This is a genomic window from Peribacillus sp. FSL M8-0224 (assembly GCF_038003055.1).
GTDB classification, from domain to species: domain Bacteria; phylum Bacillota; class Bacilli; order Bacillales; family DSM-1321; genus Peribacillus; species Peribacillus frigoritolerans.
In genome coordinates, this window is the sequence record NZ_JBBOOJ010000001.1 from 1367941 (window position 1) to 1383333 (window position 15393).

The 15393-nt window shown below is 41.9% G+C and carries 16 protein-coding genes; all 16 read left to right on the forward strand.

The window, feature by feature from the left end:
- Window positions 1-20 precede the first annotated feature (20 nt).
- Window positions 21-1151, forward strand: coding sequence for a transcription termination factor NusA (nusA, locus tag MKX49_RS06690; RefSeq protein ID WP_048684764.1), 1131 nt, complete (start codon window positions 21-23; stop codon window positions 1149-1151).
- A 16-nt stretch (window positions 1152-1167) separates the two neighbouring features.
- Window positions 1168-1443 (forward strand): RNase P modulator RnpM, encoded by a 276-nt coding sequence (rnpM, locus tag MKX49_RS06695; protein ID WP_034313617.1) that lies wholly within the window; start codon window positions 1168-1170, stop codon window positions 1441-1443.
- A gap of 4 nt (window positions 1444-1447) precedes the next feature.
- On the forward strand, window positions 1448-1753 hold the full coding sequence (locus MKX49_RS06700; protein ID WP_034313614.1) for a YlxQ family RNA-binding protein: 306 nt from the start codon (window positions 1448-1450) through the stop codon (window positions 1751-1753).
- A gap of 19 nt (window positions 1754-1772) precedes the next feature.
- Entirely contained in the window at window positions 1773-3926 is a 2154-nt protein-coding gene (gene infB, locus MKX49_RS06705; protein WP_048684762.1) for a translation initiation factor IF-2, read from the forward strand.
- Entirely contained in the window at window positions 3923-4204 is a 282-nt protein-coding gene (locus tag MKX49_RS06710; RefSeq protein ID WP_034313609.1) for a DUF503 domain-containing protein, read from the forward strand. Before infB ends, MKX49_RS06710 begins: the two co-directional genes overlap by 4 nt.
- A 17-nt stretch (window positions 4205-4221) precedes the next feature.
- Window positions 4222-4590, forward strand: coding sequence for a 30S ribosome-binding factor RbfA (rbfA, locus tag MKX49_RS06715; RefSeq protein ID WP_034313607.1), 369 nt, complete (start codon window positions 4222-4224; stop codon window positions 4588-4590).
- Window positions 4591-4742: 152 nt separating this feature from the next.
- Entirely contained in the window at window positions 4743-5663 is a 921-nt protein-coding gene (gene truB, locus MKX49_RS06720; RefSeq protein ID WP_340875780.1) for a tRNA pseudouridine(55) synthase TruB, read from the forward strand.
- Between the two features lie 33 nt (window positions 5664-5696).
- On the forward strand, window positions 5697-6647 hold the full coding sequence (gene ribF / locus MKX49_RS06725; protein ID WP_251538995.1) for a bifunctional riboflavin kinase/FAD synthetase: 951 nt from the start codon (window positions 5697-5699) through the stop codon (window positions 6645-6647).
- A 135-nt stretch (window positions 6648-6782) separates the two neighbouring features.
- Window positions 6783-7052 (forward strand): 30S ribosomal protein S15, encoded by a 270-nt coding sequence (gene rpsO / locus MKX49_RS06730; RefSeq protein ID WP_034313598.1) that lies wholly within the window; start codon window positions 6783-6785, stop codon window positions 7050-7052.
- 319 nt (window positions 7053-7371) lie between these two features.
- Window positions 7372-9489 carry a polyribonucleotide nucleotidyltransferase gene (gene pnp / locus MKX49_RS06735; protein WP_034313594.1) on the forward strand — a complete coding sequence of 706 codons (2118 nt, stop codon included), beginning with the start codon at window positions 7372-7374 and terminating at the stop codon, window positions 9487-9489.
- Window positions 9490-9647: 158 nt separating this feature from the next.
- Window positions 9648-10607, forward strand: a complete 960-nt coding sequence (locus MKX49_RS06740) for a polysaccharide deacetylase family protein (RefSeq protein WP_340875781.1) — start codon at window positions 9648-9650, stop codon at window positions 10605-10607.
- Between the two features lie 46 nt (window positions 10608-10653).
- Complete coding sequence (locus tag MKX49_RS06745) at window positions 10654-11880, forward strand: M16 family metallopeptidase (protein WP_034313588.1); 1227 nt, start codon at window positions 10654-10656, stop codon at window positions 11878-11880.
- Between the two features lie 158 nt (window positions 11881-12038).
- Window positions 12039-12308, forward strand: coding sequence for a YlmC/YmxH family sporulation protein (locus MKX49_RS06750; protein WP_048684753.1), 270 nt, complete (start codon window positions 12039-12041; stop codon window positions 12306-12308).
- 228 nt (window positions 12309-12536) lie between these two features.
- The gene (gene dpaA / locus MKX49_RS06755; RefSeq protein WP_048684752.1) at window positions 12537-13439 is read left to right on the forward strand and encodes a dipicolinic acid synthetase subunit A; all 903 of its coding nucleotides are present in this window, start codon (window positions 12537-12539) and stop codon (window positions 13437-13439) included.
- Window positions 13436-14038, forward strand: a complete 603-nt coding sequence (locus MKX49_RS06760; RefSeq protein WP_034313581.1) for a dipicolinate synthase subunit B — start codon at window positions 13436-13438, stop codon at window positions 14036-14038. The genes dpaA and MKX49_RS06760 overlap by 4 nt, the downstream gene beginning before the upstream one ends.
- A gap of 211 nt (window positions 14039-14249) precedes the next feature.
- Complete coding sequence (gene asd, locus MKX49_RS06765; RefSeq protein WP_053534389.1) at window positions 14250-15305, forward strand: aspartate-semialdehyde dehydrogenase; 1056 nt, start codon at window positions 14250-14252, stop codon at window positions 15303-15305.
- The last annotated feature ends 88 nt before the right edge of the window (window positions 15306-15393 follow it).

Sequence of the window (15393 nt, forward strand, 5' to 3'; positions counted from 1 at the left end):
TATCCGTAAGGGGGATCACCATGGGCAATGAGTTATTGGATGCTCTCTATATTTTAGAAAACGAAAAAGGAATTTCCAGGGAGGTTTTGATCGACGCGATTGAATCTGCCCTTATATCGGCATATCGCCGTAACTTTAACCAAGCACAAAATGTACGTATCGACTTGAATCTTGGTAAAGGAACAATGCGTGTATTTGCCAGAAAAGACGTTGTTGACGAAGTGTTCGATTCGCGTCTGGAAATTTCTGTTGAAGAAGCAAGAGCAATTGATCCCAACTATCAGTTAGAGGATGTTGTCGAAATGGAAGTAACACCTAAGGATTTCGGCCGTATTGCTGCACAAACAGCAAAACAAGTCGTCACTCAAAGGGTGCGTGAAGCGGAACGGGGCATCATTTATGCCGAATTCATCGATCGTGAAGAGGATATCATGACTGGTATCGTTCAACGCCAGGATTCCCGATTCATTTATGTGAGCTTAGGTAAAATCGAGGCTTTGCTCCCGGTGAATGAGCAAATGCCGAATGAACAATATAAACCGCATGACCGCATTAAAGTTTTCATCACTAAAGTTGAAAAGACTTCCAAGGGTCCGCAAATTTTTGTATCCCGTTCACATCCTGGCCTTTTAAAACGTTTATTCGAAATCGAAGTGCCTGAAATTTTCGATGGGACAGTCGAGATCAAGTCAGTTGCCCGCGAAGCAGGCGACCGTTCAAAAATCTCCGTGCACTCCGATAACGAAGAAGTCGATCCTGTCGGTTCCTGTGTAGGCCAAAAAGGCCAGCGTGTTCAGGCCATCGTCAACGAATTGAAAGGTGAAAAGATCGATATCGTCAAATGGTCGGAGAACCCGGTCATTTTCGTTGCGAATGCTTTAAGCCCTTCAAAAGTACTTGAGGTCATTGTTAAAGAAGAGGAAAAGGCGACGACTGTAATCGTTCCTGATTATCAACTCTCCCTGGCAATTGGTAAGCGTGGACAAAATGCCCGTTTAGCTGCCAAGCTTACAGGCTGGAAAATTGATATCAAGAGTGAAACGGAAGCCCGCGAAGCTGGCATATATCCTGTGGAAGAACAGGAATTCCTTTTGAGCAGAGATAGTTATGTTACTGAAGAGGAAACAGATTTCGAAGAGGATAACGAGTAATTCGAGGTGAAAAAAGATGAATAACCGAAAAAAAATCCCGATGCGTAAATGTGTGGCAACAGGCGAAATGAAGCCGAAGAAAGAACTCATTCGCATCGTTCGATCTAAAGAAGGGGAAGTCAGCCTGGATCCGACCGGTAAGAAATCTGGAAGGGGAGCTTATTTGACTCTTGATCGGGATGTTATCGAGCTGGCCAAAAAGAAAAATGTGCTGGCTAATCACCTTAGTACCCAAATCGATTCTTCCCTTTATGAACAATTGCTCGAATTAGTGAATAAGGAGAAAAACTAACACCATGACCCAACAACAACAATGGATGTCTCTATTAGGTTTGGCCAATCGAGCACGCAAGCTAATTTCGGGTGAAGAATTAGTGGTTAAAGAGATTAGAAGCGGTAATGCCAAAGTTGTTATTTTATCCGCGGACGCTTCAAAAAACACTGAAAAAAAAATATCTGATAAGTGCGCATTTTATCAGGTTCCTTTAAAAAGAGTCGAAAGCAGGTCATTGCTCGGCCATGCGATAGGTAAGGATGCTAGAGTTGCCGTCGCAGTTCTGGATGAAGGTTTTGCACAAAAACTCCGAACGCTGCTCGATTAAATTTTACGGGGGTGAACGTATGACAAAATTGCGTGTATATGAATATGCAAAACAAAAGAACGTTTCAAGCAAGGATGTAATAAATAAACTTAAAGAAATGAATATAGAGGTAACAAACCATATGACAGCATTAGACGATTCAACTGTAAATAAATTAAACGATTCAATCAAACCTAAAAACGAAGATAAAAGCCAAGAGCCAAAAGCTAACGCTACGGTTGCGAAGTACGAAGCCGAAGCGGATGAAAAGAGCACTGTCAATAAAGAAAAACTGAAGAAGAAACCACCAGTTAAACCTGTAGGGACGAAAAAACCAACTGGCGGCCAGTTCAACAAGGGTCGCAATAACAAGAATAAAAATAATAAACAAAGACAACAAGCGCCTCAGGCACCTGTTACAAAACGTAAAGAAAGAGAACTTCCAGAGAAAATTACGTTTTATGAGTCTTTGACGGTTATGGAACTTGGAAAAAAACTTCACCGTGAACCTTCTGAAATCATTAAAAAGCTCTTTATGCTTGGTGTTATGGCAACAATCAACCAAACTTTGGATAAAGATGCAATTGAATTGATTTGTGCGGAATACGGTGTAGTGGCCGAAGAAGAGATTCGTGTCGATCTAACAGACCTTGAATCACTTGTCACTGAGGATGCTTCTGAAGATTTGATTGAACGTCCGGCTGTCGTGACGATCATGGGGCACGTTGACCATGGTAAAACGACATTGCTTGATTCTATACGCCATACAAAAGTCACTGAAGGCGAAGCGGGCGGAATCACTCAGCATATCGGTGCTTATCAAGTTAAAGTTAACGATAAGAAAATAACATTCCTTGATACACCAGGTCATGCTGCGTTTACAACAATGCGTGCCCGCGGTGCACAAGTTACCGATATCACCATTCTTGTCGTCGCTGCGGATGATGGCGTTATGCCTCAAACGATTGAAGCGATCAACCATGCTAAAGCGGCAGAAGTTCCAATTATCGTCGCTGTCAATAAGATGGATAAAGAAGCTGCCAATCCGGACCGTGTCATGCAAGAATTGACAGAACATGGTTTAGTTTCTGAAGCATGGGGCGGAGACACAATTTTCGTACCAATTTCAGCTAAGAACGGTGAGGGTATCGATAGCTTGCTTGAAATGATTCTTCTTGTCAGTGAAGTGGAGGAGTATAAAGCGAATCCAGCTCGTAAAGCAAATGGAACGGTTATCGAAGCACGCCTGGATAAAGGCCGCGGATCGGTTGCCACATTGCTTGTTCAAAACGGAACGTTGAAAATCGGGGATCCGATTGTTATCGGTAATACATTCGGACGTGTTCGTGCGATGGTCAACGATCTTGGACGCCGTGTTAAGGATGCAGGTCCTTCAACACCGGTTGAAATCACTGGATTGAACGAAGTGCCGCAAGCCGGCGATCGTTTCATCGTCTTTGAAGATGAGAAAACGGCCCGTCAAGTTGGGGAAGTGCGTGCACAGAGACAACTTGCTTCACAACGTAATGAGAAATCCCGTGTAACCCTAGATACTTTGTTCGAACAAATGAAAGAAGGGGAAATTAAAGAATTGAACATCATTCTAAAAGCTGATGTTCAAGGTTCTGCGGAAGCAGTAGCCGCTTCCCTGAATAAAATAGAGGTGGAAGGCGCTAAAGTGAAAATCATTCACATAGGCGTTGGTGCTATTACAGAGTCTGACATCATCCTTGCTACAGCTTCGAATGCAATCGTCATCGGATTTAACGTCCGTCCTGACGTGAATGCGAAGCGTGCAGCTGAATCAGAAAATGTTGATGTCCGCCTACACCGCATCATCTATAAAGCGATCGAAGAGATCGAGTCGGCTATGAAAGGGATGCTTGACCCTGAATTCGAAGAAAAAATTATCGGTCAGGCTGAGGTTCGTACGACTTTCAAAGTATCCAAGGTAGGCACGATTGCCGGTTCTTACGTTACAGAAGGAAAAATTACACGTGATAGCGGAATTCGCTTAATTCGTGAAGGTGTCGTCATTTACGAAGGTGAAATTGATGCATTGAAACGTTTTAAAGATGATGTTAAAGAAGTGGCAACGAACTATGAGTGCGGTATTACGATTAAAAATTACAACGACCTTAAAGAAGGCGATGTAATTGAAGCGTATGTAATGGAAGAGATCGAACGTAAATGATCGTTGGCTCCGTCCAATGTGAATGCATCATCCATGACACCCATTCTTTAAAAGAAAAAAGGGCCGTGCTTCAGCGTGTCATGACACGGCTTAAGCAGAAGTTCAATATTTCTGTAGCAGAGACCGATTTTCAGGATTTATGGCAGCGGACAAAGATTTCAATCGTAACCGTAACATCCTCAAGGAAGGCTACTGAACGGGAACTTCAAAATGCCCTTAAATTTCTAGATTCTTTTCCGGAACTAGAGCGAACAATAACAGATATAGACTGGCTTTAGGCTATCGAGGTGATATTATGAGCCTTCGTTCAAATCGTGTTGGCGAACAAATGAAAAAAGAGCTGAGTGAAATTATCGGCCGAAAAATTAAAGATCCAAGAATCGGATTTGTTACAGTGACGGATGTCGCGGTTACAGGCGATTTACAACAGGCAACAGTTTATATTTCCGTTTTGGGTGACCAGGAACAAAGGGAGAAAACCCTGCAAGGTCTAGCTAAGGCAAAAGGATTCATGCGTTCAGAAATTGGGCAGCGAATCCGCCTGCGCAAAACCCCTGAGCTGTTTTTTGAATTTGATGAATCGGTCGATTATGGTAATCGTATCGAGTCGTTGATTTCCCAAATCAATTCAGAGGATAAACCGGCTGAAAAAGACGAGGAATAAGCAAGCAGTAAAAGGAGGCCGACTCAATAAGTGCTTTGCACTTCTTGAAGTCGGTCTCTTTTTTTTGAAACCGAATATGAAAAAAGGAAAAACACCTTTCGGGAAAGTATTCATAATCGTTTAAGGTGTTTTATAAAAGATGAGGTGAAAGCGTGAACGGTATTCTTCCATTATGGAAACCCAAGGGATTGACATCCCATGATTGTGTTTTTAAATTAAGAAAGATATTAAAGACAAAAAAGGTTGGGCACACAGGTACTTTAGATCCTGATGTAACAGGGGTTTTACCTATTTGTATTGGCAGGGCAACAAAGATAGCCGAATATCTGACAGAAGCCGGTAAAGCTTATGAAGGGGAAGTGACCCTTGGTTTTTCAACGACAACTGAAGACGCAAGCGGCGAAAAAGTCGAAGAGAAAAAGATTGATCAAGTGATTCAGCGTAAACGGATTCTGGAAGTGCTTGAATCATTGACTGGAAAAATTGAACAGACGCCGCCGATGTTTTCAGCGGTAAAGGTAAACGGGAAGAAATTATATGAATATGCCCGTGCAGGGATAGATGTGGAGAGGCCGACAAGGGAGGTCACCATCTATGATATTACCCTTCTCGATGATCGTTCTGAATTTAAAGGGGAAACCATATCTTTTCGTTTTCGTGTAAATTGCAGCAAAGGAACGTATATTCGGACACTTGCAGTCATGATGGGTGAAGAACTGGGTTTTCCTGCTCATATGTCAGACTTGACGCGTATTGAATCAGCAGGTTTTAAGCAGGAGGACTGTTTCACATTTTCTGAAGTGGAAGAGTTCATGGAAAATGGTCAAACGGATGAATTTCTGTTGCCTTTGGAGCGGGGATTATTTCATTTGCCCAAATTTCCGATTAGTGATAAAGTAGCAAAGAAAGTACTTAACGGCGCGGTATTGGAACAAACAAAGGATGTTGTTGTTGAAAAAGGAATGCCATTTGTGATGGTCGATCCAGCAGATAAGGCCATTGCCATTTATCAAATACATCCGACAAAAGAGGGATTAATTAAACCTGTAAAAGTATTGGCACAAGAATTATAGACCGTTTTACCGCCGGAAAGAGGAGATTGAAAGGTGAAAGTGATCGCAATAGAGCATCCTCATCAATTTAATACGGATGATTTTCCCGAGCTTGTAATGGCGCTTGGATTTTTTGATGGCATACATAAAGGCCATCAAATTGTCATTCAAGCCGCCAAGCAAAAAGCCGATGAAATGAATCTTAAGTCAGCAGTCATGACATTTGACCCGCACCCTTCTGCAGTACTGGGTAGGAAAACGGAAAATATCCGCTATATCACTCCACTTGAAGATAAGGTGGATATCATAGAGTCGATGGGGATCGATTATTTATTCATTGTCCATTTCAGCAAGGAATTTGCTTCGGTACTGCCGGAACGGTTCGTTGACGAATACATTGCCGGGCTGAATGTCCGTCATGTAGTTGCAGGCTTTGATTATTCATACGGTCGCTATGGTCAAGGGTCGATGGAAGATTTGCCTGTTTACGCACAGGGCAGATTTTCGCAGACAGTCGTTGCAAAACAGACACTTGAAGATGAAAAGGTTAGCTCGACGAGAATCAGGGAAACTCTCGGTAATGGCAACTTTTCCGACTTTTATCATTTGGCTGGACGACGCTATTTAACGAAAGGTCATGTCGTTCACGGTGAAAAGCGGGGCAGGAAGTTGGGTTTCCCCACCGCTAATATTGAAGTAAGTGACGATTATATCTTCCCTGCTGCAGGCGTGTATGCAGTCAGGATCAAAATAAGCGGTAAATGGTATAATGGGGTTTGCAATGTCGGATACAAACCTACGTTCCACGAAGAAAAACCTAAATATCCCACTGTAGAGGTCCATGCCTTGGAGTTCTCGGGAGATATTTATGGCGACCAGGTTTCGGTTGAATGGCATACAAGACTTCGGAGTGAGCAGAAATTTTCCGGACTTGAAGCATTGGTCGCTCAGATCGAAACGGATAAGCAAAATGCAATAGCCTATTTTGCAAAGCTTGAAGCATAAAAGACAAGACTTGCAATTTTGATGAAAAACATGTATTCTATTGTATGTATGAAAATAACCATTGCTTGGCTAGTCGAGACTCCGACGCTGGCTCGGTAATAGGTGATTTTACAGAATTTTAGGAGGAATAATAACATGGCAATTACACAAGTACGCAAAAACGAACTTATCGCAGAATTCAGAACTCACGATACTGACACTGGATCTCCAGAAGTTCAAATCGCAGTATTAACAGAAGAAATCAACAACTTGAACGATCACTTACGCACACACAAAAAAGACCACCATTCACGTCGCGGTCTTCTAAAAATGGTAGGTAAACGTCGTAATCTTTTAACTTACCTACGTAACAAAGACGTTACTCGTTACCGTACACTAATTAACAAATTAGGTCTACGTAGATAATTTTTTCAGGAAGGCGGGAAATTTCCCGCTTTTTTGGTGTTAATCAAATGATTTGGACGTGTTCTACTTAAGGCTGGGCCTTCGTCCTTGGGACTCGGCAGGAGCCGGGTCCTTTTCCATTTATAAATGATCAGGATATACATAATCAAATGAATGAAATTTTTATTCATTTTACTGTTAATGCTTGTTTTTTTCGTGCATAATAGGAATAGTTTGGTTTTAACTCGAGTTCAGTTACTTTCACATATAAATGATTTAATCCAATACAGGTTTAGGTAAACTAAGCCTCTAAGTGAAGATTCAGAGAGGGGTTTAATAAATGGGACAGGAAAAACATACGTATTCATTTGACTGGGCCGGCCGTAATGTAACGGTAGAGATAGGGCAATTAGCCAAACAAGCGAACGGGGCAGTTTTAGTCCGTTATGGAGAAACTGCTGTATTAAGTACTGCGACAGCTTCGAAGGAACCTAGAAATGTTGACTTCTTCCCTTTGACAGTCAACTATGAAGAAAGACTTTATGCAGTCGGTAAAATTCCGGGAGGCTTCATCAAACGTGAAGGACGACCGAGTGAAAGGGCAATTCTTGCAAGCCGTTTAATCGATCGTCCAATCCGTCCGCTTTTCGCCGATGGCTTCAGGAACGATGTTCAGATCATCAGCATGGTCATGAGTGTCGATCAAGATTGCTCTACGGAAATGGCAGCCATGCTAGGTTCTTCCCTTGCACTTTCAGTTTCCGATATTCCGTTTGAAGGTCCGATTGCTGGAGTTGTAGTGGGGAGAATCAATAATGAATTCATTATTAACCCTACTGTTGACCAACTAGCTAAAAGTGACATCAATCTGACGGTTGCCGGCACTAAAGATGCCATCAACATGGTTGAAGCCGGAGCGAATGAAGTACCAGAGGAAACGATGCTTGAAGCAATCATGTTCGGACATGATGAAATCAAGAAGATCATTGCATTCCAAGAGAAAATCGTTGCTGAAATCGGCAAGGAAAAAATGCAGGTCACTTTATACCAAGTGGATGCGGAACTGGAAGCAGAAGTGAAAGGCCTATGTGAAGCTGACTTGAACAAAGCTGTACAAGTTCAGGAAAAACATGCTCGTGAAGACGCGATCAAAGCAGTAAAAGATCGTGTGTTGGTTCATTATGAAGAAGAAACTGATGAAGAAAAATTAAAGCAAATTAAAGAAATCCTTAATAAATTGGTTAAATCCGAAGTCCGCCGTTTGATCACGGAAGAAAAAGTGCGCCCGGATGGCCGTAATCCTGACGAAATCAGACCATTATCATCTGAAGTCACCATTCTGCCCCGTACACATGGTTCCGGATTGTTCACACGCGGACAAACCCAAGCGCTATCCATCTGTACATTAGGTGCACTTGGTGATGTGCAGATTCTGGACGGACTTGGGACCGAAGAGTCAAAACGTTTTATGCATCACTATAATTTCCCGCATTTCAGTGTAGGTGAAACTGGTCCTATCCGTGGGGCAGGACGCCGTGAAATCGGTCACGGTGCACTTGGTGAAAGAGCATTGGAGCCTGTCATTCCTAACGATAAAGACTTCCCATATACAATCAGACTTGTATCTGAAGTCCTTGAATCGAACGGATCAACATCACAAGCAAGTATCTGTGCAAGCACTTTGGCAATGATGGATGCCGGAGTTCCATTGAAAGCTCCAGTTGCCGGTATTGCCATGGGACTAGTCAAATCAGGTGAGCACTATACAATCTTAACGGATATTCAAGGTATGGAAGATCATCTGGGAGACATGGACTTTAAAGTCGCAGGGACTTCAAAAGGTGTTACTGCCCTACAAATGGATATTAAGATTGAAGGACTTTCAAGAGAGATTCTTGAAGAAGCTTTACTTCAAGCCAAACATGGCCGGATGCACATTTTGGAATCAATGATGTCAACGATCAATCAACCGCGTGAGCAGTTATCCAAATATGCTCCAAAAATCGTTACAATGTCCATAAATCCGGATAAGATCCGTGATGTCATTGGACCGAGCGGAAAACATATCAACAAAATCATTGAAGAAACTGGCGTGAAAATCGACATCGAACAAGATGGAACGGTATTCATATCTTCTACTGATGAACCAATGATTCAAAAAGCGAAGAAAATCATTGAAGATATCGTACGTGAAGTCGTAGTGGGCGAACTATACTTAGGTAAAGTTAAACGTATCGAAAAGTTCGGTGCCTTCGTTGAAATCTTCAATGGTAAAGACGGTTTGGTACATATTTCTGAACTGGCTGAAGAAAGAGTCGGAAAAGTGGAAGATGTCGTTTCACTTGGCGATGAATTATTGGTCAAAGTCACTGAGATCGATAAGCAAGGAAGGGTTAACCTTTCCCGTAAAGCAGTCTTGAAAGAGCAAAAAGAGGCAGCCAACCCTTCTCAATCGTAATGAAAAATATAAATCCGGCATGCGATTCCTTGTGAATCTGCATGCTTTTTTTTGTTTAAAGGTATTGGAATATCCATGGGGAGAATGGTGTCAAAAGGATGTCATGTTCTACCTTGTCCGTTTTCTTCATACATTTTGGTATGAAGGGGGCGTAAAAAATGAATAATAAATGGAAGCAGATAGTTGCGATAAGTGCCATTGCAGGTATATCATGGTTATTAGTGCAAAATCCATATACACAAATTTATTTGACCCAATTAACCGATGATTCAGTTGCTTCTATGAAGCAAGAAGACGAGCTTCTTTTACAAATAAAAGAATCAACAAAAAAATATGAGATTGCACCACAGGATGCACGAATAGATTCTGTTTGGAAAACCGTTCCTGCATATAACGGCCTGAAGGTAAATATTGATGATTCGTATAAAGCCATGAAGAAGGAGGGCGTGTTCGATAAGAATAAGCTGGTATTTCAGCAGGTCCCTGCAAAGATACATATGGAGGATCTGGATCCGGCTCCCATATACCGGGCCCATCCCGAAAAGCCAGTGGTATCATTTTTAATCAATGTGGCCTGGGGGAATGAATACCTACAAGATATGTTGGCCGTGTTAAAAAAGAATAATGTCAAGGCCACATTTTTCCTTGAAGGTAATTGGACCAAGAAAAATCCAGAATTGGCCAAGATGATTAAGGATGGCGGGCACGAAATTGGAAATCATTCTTATTCACATCCAGATATGAAAAACATATCCGCACAAGCTACACGTGAGGAAATTCGAAAAACGAATGAAGTCATTGAAGCTGTGACAGGTTTGAAAATGAAATGGTTCGCACCACCAAGTGGAAGCTACCGGGATGAAACGGTGAAAATCGCGGATTCTTTCGGTATGGAGACCGCCATGTGGAGTGTGGATACGATCGACTGGCAAAAGCCAAGCCCTGAAGTCCTTCAACAAAGAGTGCTTTCTAAGGTACACCCTGGAGCATTTATATTGATGCATCCGACTGAATCTACTGCAAAATCATTGGAAACGTTAATAATTGAAATAAAAAAGAAAGATCTAGATGTAGTTACCGTTTCGGAAGCTGTAGATGAAGAGCGATCGAATCCATAATGTATTGGTAACGATGGCAGCATAGAATGATTGGGAGGAATGTTAGTTGATTAAGAAATACACGTGTCAAAATGGAGTTAGAATTGTATTGGAAAATATTCCAACTGTACGTTCAGCGGCAATTGGAGTATGGATCAAAACAGGTTCAAGGAATGAAACGCCAGAATTGAATGGGGTTTCACATTTTCTGGAGCATATGTTCTTTAAAGGGACAACTAAGAGAAATGCGCGTGAAATTGCCGAATCGTTCGATAGTATCGGTGGACAGGTGAATGCATTCACTTCAAAAGAATATACATGCTATTATGCTAAAGTAATGGATAACCATGCAAGCTATGCGCTTGAAATCCTGGCTGATATGTTCTTCAATTCAACATTTGATGGGGAAGAATTGAAAAAAGAAAAAAATGTCGTCTATGAAGAAATCAAAATGTACGAAGACACACCAGATGACATTGTCCATGACCTCTTAAGCAAGGCGGTATATGAAAATCACCCCCTTGGTTATCCAATACTAGGGACGGAAAATACGCTTGAAACCTTCAATAGTGATACATTAAAAAAATACGTCCATGACATGTATACACCCGATAAGGTAGTCGTGTCCATTGCTGGGAATGTGGATGAAAAATTGATCAATGAAGTCGAAAGCTACTTTGGCTCGTATCAAGGAGGGGAAGAACGTCTTGAATTGGTCAAACCTTCCTTCCACGAAAATAGGATCACCCGTAAAAAAGATACGGAACAAGCCCACTTATGCCTTGGTTACAACGGATTGGAAATCGGCAATGATAAAACATACAGCCTGATTACCTTGAATAATATCCTTGGGGGAAGCATGAGCAGCCGTCTATTCCAGGACGTCAGGGAGCAACGCGGCCTTGCCTATTCCGTTTACTCTTATCATTCCAGCTATCAAGATAGCGGTATGGTGACAGTATATGGGGGGACAGGCACAAATCAGCTTGACAGCCTGTATGAAACCATTCAGGAAACATTGGATACTTTAAAAAGGGATGGCATTACGGAAAAGGAATTACGGAATAGCAAAGAGCAACTTAAAGGAAGCTTGATGCTCAGCCTTGAAAGCACGAATAGCCGCATGAGCCGGAATGGAAAAAATGAGCTTATGTTGGGTGAGCACCGTTCCCTTGATGATATCATCATCAAGATTGACGAAGTGACTGAGGATACCGTCAATGAATTGGCAAATCAGATCTTTACGGAACATTCCTTGTCATTAGTGAGCCCGCTGGAAAATTGGGACAAATAATAACGAACAAGTCTGAACCTTCCTTTATTGGGAGGTCAGGCTTTTTTTCTTTGAGTGCGGGAGGGTCCAGAGTTATGGACAATATTTGGTTAAATGCCTTCTAAGTTCACCTTTTTCGGATATAGATTGAATAGGTGACGAAAAAGGGGGAACCAAAATTGAGGTTGAGCGAACTGAGCGGTAAGGAAATAGTCGATGTGAATAGGGCGGAAAGATTAGGAATCCTTGGTCAGACGGATTTGGAAATAGATGAAACTGGACAAATTACCTCGTTGATCATTCCATCTGTCAAATGGTTCGGCCTTTTAAGGAATGGCAGTGAAATAAGAGTGCCATGGGAACATATAAAAAAAATCGGTGCGGATATGGTCATCATTGATTTTCAGGAAGGACTTTCACTTAAAGACGGAGAGCATATGGACGGATAATGACGCTCGCTTCATACTCCTTGGAACTTCTCGAAATACACTCTCGAAAACGCCTTAGCTGGCAATAGCTATGGCGTTTTTTCTTTTCTTATCACCGTTTTTTAAGTAAAAACATAAGATGGCAGGGTAACTAGAGAATGTAGCAAAAACCGAATTGCTTCCTGAAGGAATTGTATCACGAGGCAAGGAATGTTTAGGATCTTTTATATAAAGAAGGTGACGGTTTTAATGCTTACAGGCATGCAAATCGCTGTAATTGGTGGAGATGCGCGTCAGCTTGAAGTTGTCCGTAAACTGACAGAGCTTGATGCAAAGCTATTATTGGTAGGTTTTGAACAGCTCGACCATGCTTTTACCGGAGCGGTTAAGGAAAAAATGGAAGATATAAACTTCAAGGAATTAGATTCAGTTATTTTACCTGTCCGGGGTACGGATTCAGATGGGAAAGTAGAAACGATCTTTTCCAGTGAAGAGGTTGTTTTGACTGAAGAAATGATAAAAAATACCCCGGAACATTGTACTTTTTATGCAGGAATCAGTAACGATTACCTCGATGAGATATTCAAGAAAGTGGATCGAAAGCTTGTTCTATTGTTCGAACGTGATGATGTCGCTATTTATAATTCGATTCCCACTGTTGAGGGTGCGATCATGATGGCCATTCAACATACGGATTTTACTATCCATGGATCGAATGTAGCCGTTCTAGGACTGGGAAGGGTCGGTATGAGTGTAGCCCGGTCATTCCAGGCACTTGGAGCAAAAGTAAAGGTGGGGGCAAGAAAAAGCGAAGATATAGCGAGGATCAGTGAAATGGCATTAGCCCCTTTTCATTTAAATGATCTTGCTGCAGAAATGAAAAATGTTGATATATGTATCAATACGATCCCTTTTCCGATAATTACCGCAAAAGTCATCGCTAATATGCCCGTTCATACATTAATCATCGACCTTGCTTCAAAACCGGGGGGGACGGATTTTCGTTACGCTGAAAAAAGGGGAATTAAGGCGCTGTTGGCACCGAGCCTGCCGGGTATAGTTGCCCCGAAAACAGCTGGTCAGATATTAGCGAATGCACTGGGACTATTGATTCAAGGCGAGTTCTTGAAAAGGAAGGGGAAAATGATATGAGTCTCAAAGGTAAACGGATTGGTTTCGGATTAACAGGATCACATTGCACATATGATGAAGTGTTTCCGGAAATAGAAAAACTTGTAAATGAAGGAGCGGAAGTCATCCCAATCGTAACATCGACTGTTCAAAACACGGAAACCCGTTTTGGAAAGGGTGAAGACTGGGTCGAAAGAATAGAAAAATTGACGGGGAATCACGTCGTTGATACAATCGTCAAAGCGGAGCCTTTAGGACCTAAATTGCCACTCGATTGTATGGTGATCGCTCCTTTAACGGGTAACTCAATGAGTAAAATGGCAAATGCTCTTACCGATTCGCCTGTACTTATGGCTGCAAAAGCGACGATGAGGAATCACCGTCCTGTCGTGGTCGCGATATCAACAAATGATGCACTTGGGTTAAATGGTGTCAATCTAATGAGACTGATGGCAGCAAAAGATATTTATTTTGTTCCATATGGCCAGGATAATCCCACAGGCAAACCAAGTTCCATGGTTGCAAGGATGAGCATGATAAGGGATACGATCATATCGGCACTGGAGAGGGAACAGATTCAGCCTGTCATCGTCGAAAGGTTCAAGGATGATTTAGCCTGAACAAGTTTTTGCCACGGATCTAGCTTTCAACGACTGACATATATGCATAAATTTGTAGGTTGAAGTTATAAAAAACCACTCCACTACCAGAATATTTTGTTAAAGTCCGACCCTTTGGAATGTTAATGTGATAAAATAAATGATATTCTGAACAAGAAGTAATAAATCCAACAAATAACTAATTTAAGAGATAGAAAAGGAGTATGTATAAATGACTGAGACACAGGGATTGCGTATTGCAGTTGTGGGAGCAACTGGAGCAGTAGGACAACAAATGATTTCAACACTCGAACAAAGGGACTTACCGATTAAGAAAATCATCTTTTTATCATCGGCTCGTTCCGCAGGCATCAAACTTACGTTTAAGGGCGAAGAAATCGAAGTGCAGGAAGCAAAACCTGAAAGCTTTGAAGGCATCGATATCGCTTTATTCAGTGCTGGAGGAAGCGTGTCTAAGGAATTGGCTCCAGAAGCAGTGAAACGCGGTGCGATAGTGGTGGATAATACGAGCGCTTTCCGCATGGATGAAAATGTGCCGCTAGTCGTTCCTGAAGTAAATGAGGAAGACTTGAAGCAGCATAATGGGATCATTGCAAACCCGAATTGTTCAACTATCCAAATGGTTGTGGCATTAGAGCCTATCCGCCAGACATATGGCTTGTCAAAAATTGTTGTTTCTACCTACCAGGCTGTTTCTGGTGCAGGTGCAGCAGCGATAAATGAATTAAAGGAACAGGCTCGCGACTTGCTTGATGAAAAAGAAATCGATCCGAAAATATTACCGGTAAAAGGGGACGAAAAGCATTATCAAATCGCATTTAACGTCATTCCCCAAATCGATAAATTCCAAGATAATGGGTACACATTCGAAGAGATGAAAATGATTAATGAAACAAAGAAAATCATGCATATGCAAGACCTTCCAGTGGCTGCAACTTGCGTGAGGCTTCCTGTTGTAACAGGTCATTCGGAATCTGTATACATTGAAGTTGAAAAAGAAGGCATAGCGGCTTCTCAAATCAAGGATTTAATGAGAACGGCACCTGGAATAGTATTGGAAGACGAACCGGAACAACAAGTTTACCCAACACCTGCTTCATCCGTCGGCAAGAATGATGTATTCGTCGGTCGGATTCGCAAAGATTTGGATGAAGATAAAGGCTTCCATTTATGGGTGGTTTCCGATAATCTATTAAAAGGTGCAGCTTGGAATTCCGTTCAAATTGCTGAAAGCCTTTTGAAATTAGGTTTGGTTACCGTTAAGTAATAATTTATTCTTAATGAACTCGACAGAAAAATAAAGGATAGAGAGTTTTTGTCAGCTTCCCGGATCGGGGAGCTGGCTTATATTTGGG

Coding starts and splice junctions, on each gene's coding strand:
- nusA (WP_048684764.1), top strand. CDS start 21: ATGGGCAATGAGTTATTGGATGCTCTCTATATTTTAGAAAACGAAAAA.
- rbfA (WP_034313607.1), top strand. CDS start 4,222: ATGAGCCTTCGTTCAAATCGTGTTGGCGAACAAATGAAAAAAGAGCTG.
- MKX49_RS06740 (WP_340875781.1), top strand. CDS start 9,648: ATGAATAATAAATGGAAGCAGATAGTTGCGATAAGTGCCATTGCAGGT.
- asd (WP_053534389.1), top strand. CDS start 14,250: ATGACTGAGACACAGGGATTGCGTATTGCAGTTGTGGGAGCAACTGGA.
- infB (WP_048684762.1), top strand. CDS start 1,773: ATGACAAAATTGCGTGTATATGAATATGCAAAACAAAAGAACGTTTCA.
- MKX49_RS06700 (WP_034313614.1), top strand. CDS start 1,448: ATGACCCAACAACAACAATGGATGTCTCTATTAGGTTTGGCCAATCGA.
- MKX49_RS06760 (WP_034313581.1), top strand. CDS start 13,436: ATGAGTCTCAAAGGTAAACGGATTGGTTTCGGATTAACAGGATCACAT.
- pnp (WP_034313594.1), top strand. CDS start 7,372: ATGGGACAGGAAAAACATACGTATTCATTTGACTGGGCCGGCCGTAAT.
- dpaA (WP_048684752.1), top strand. CDS start 12,537: ATGCTTACAGGCATGCAAATCGCTGTAATTGGTGGAGATGCGCGTCAG.
- MKX49_RS06710 (WP_034313609.1), top strand. CDS start 3,923: ATGATCGTTGGCTCCGTCCAATGTGAATGCATCATCCATGACACCCAT.
- rnpM (WP_034313617.1), top strand. CDS start 1,168: ATGAATAACCGAAAAAAAATCCCGATGCGTAAATGTGTGGCAACAGGC.
- rpsO (WP_034313598.1), top strand. CDS start 6,783: ATGGCAATTACACAAGTACGCAAAAACGAACTTATCGCAGAATTCAGA.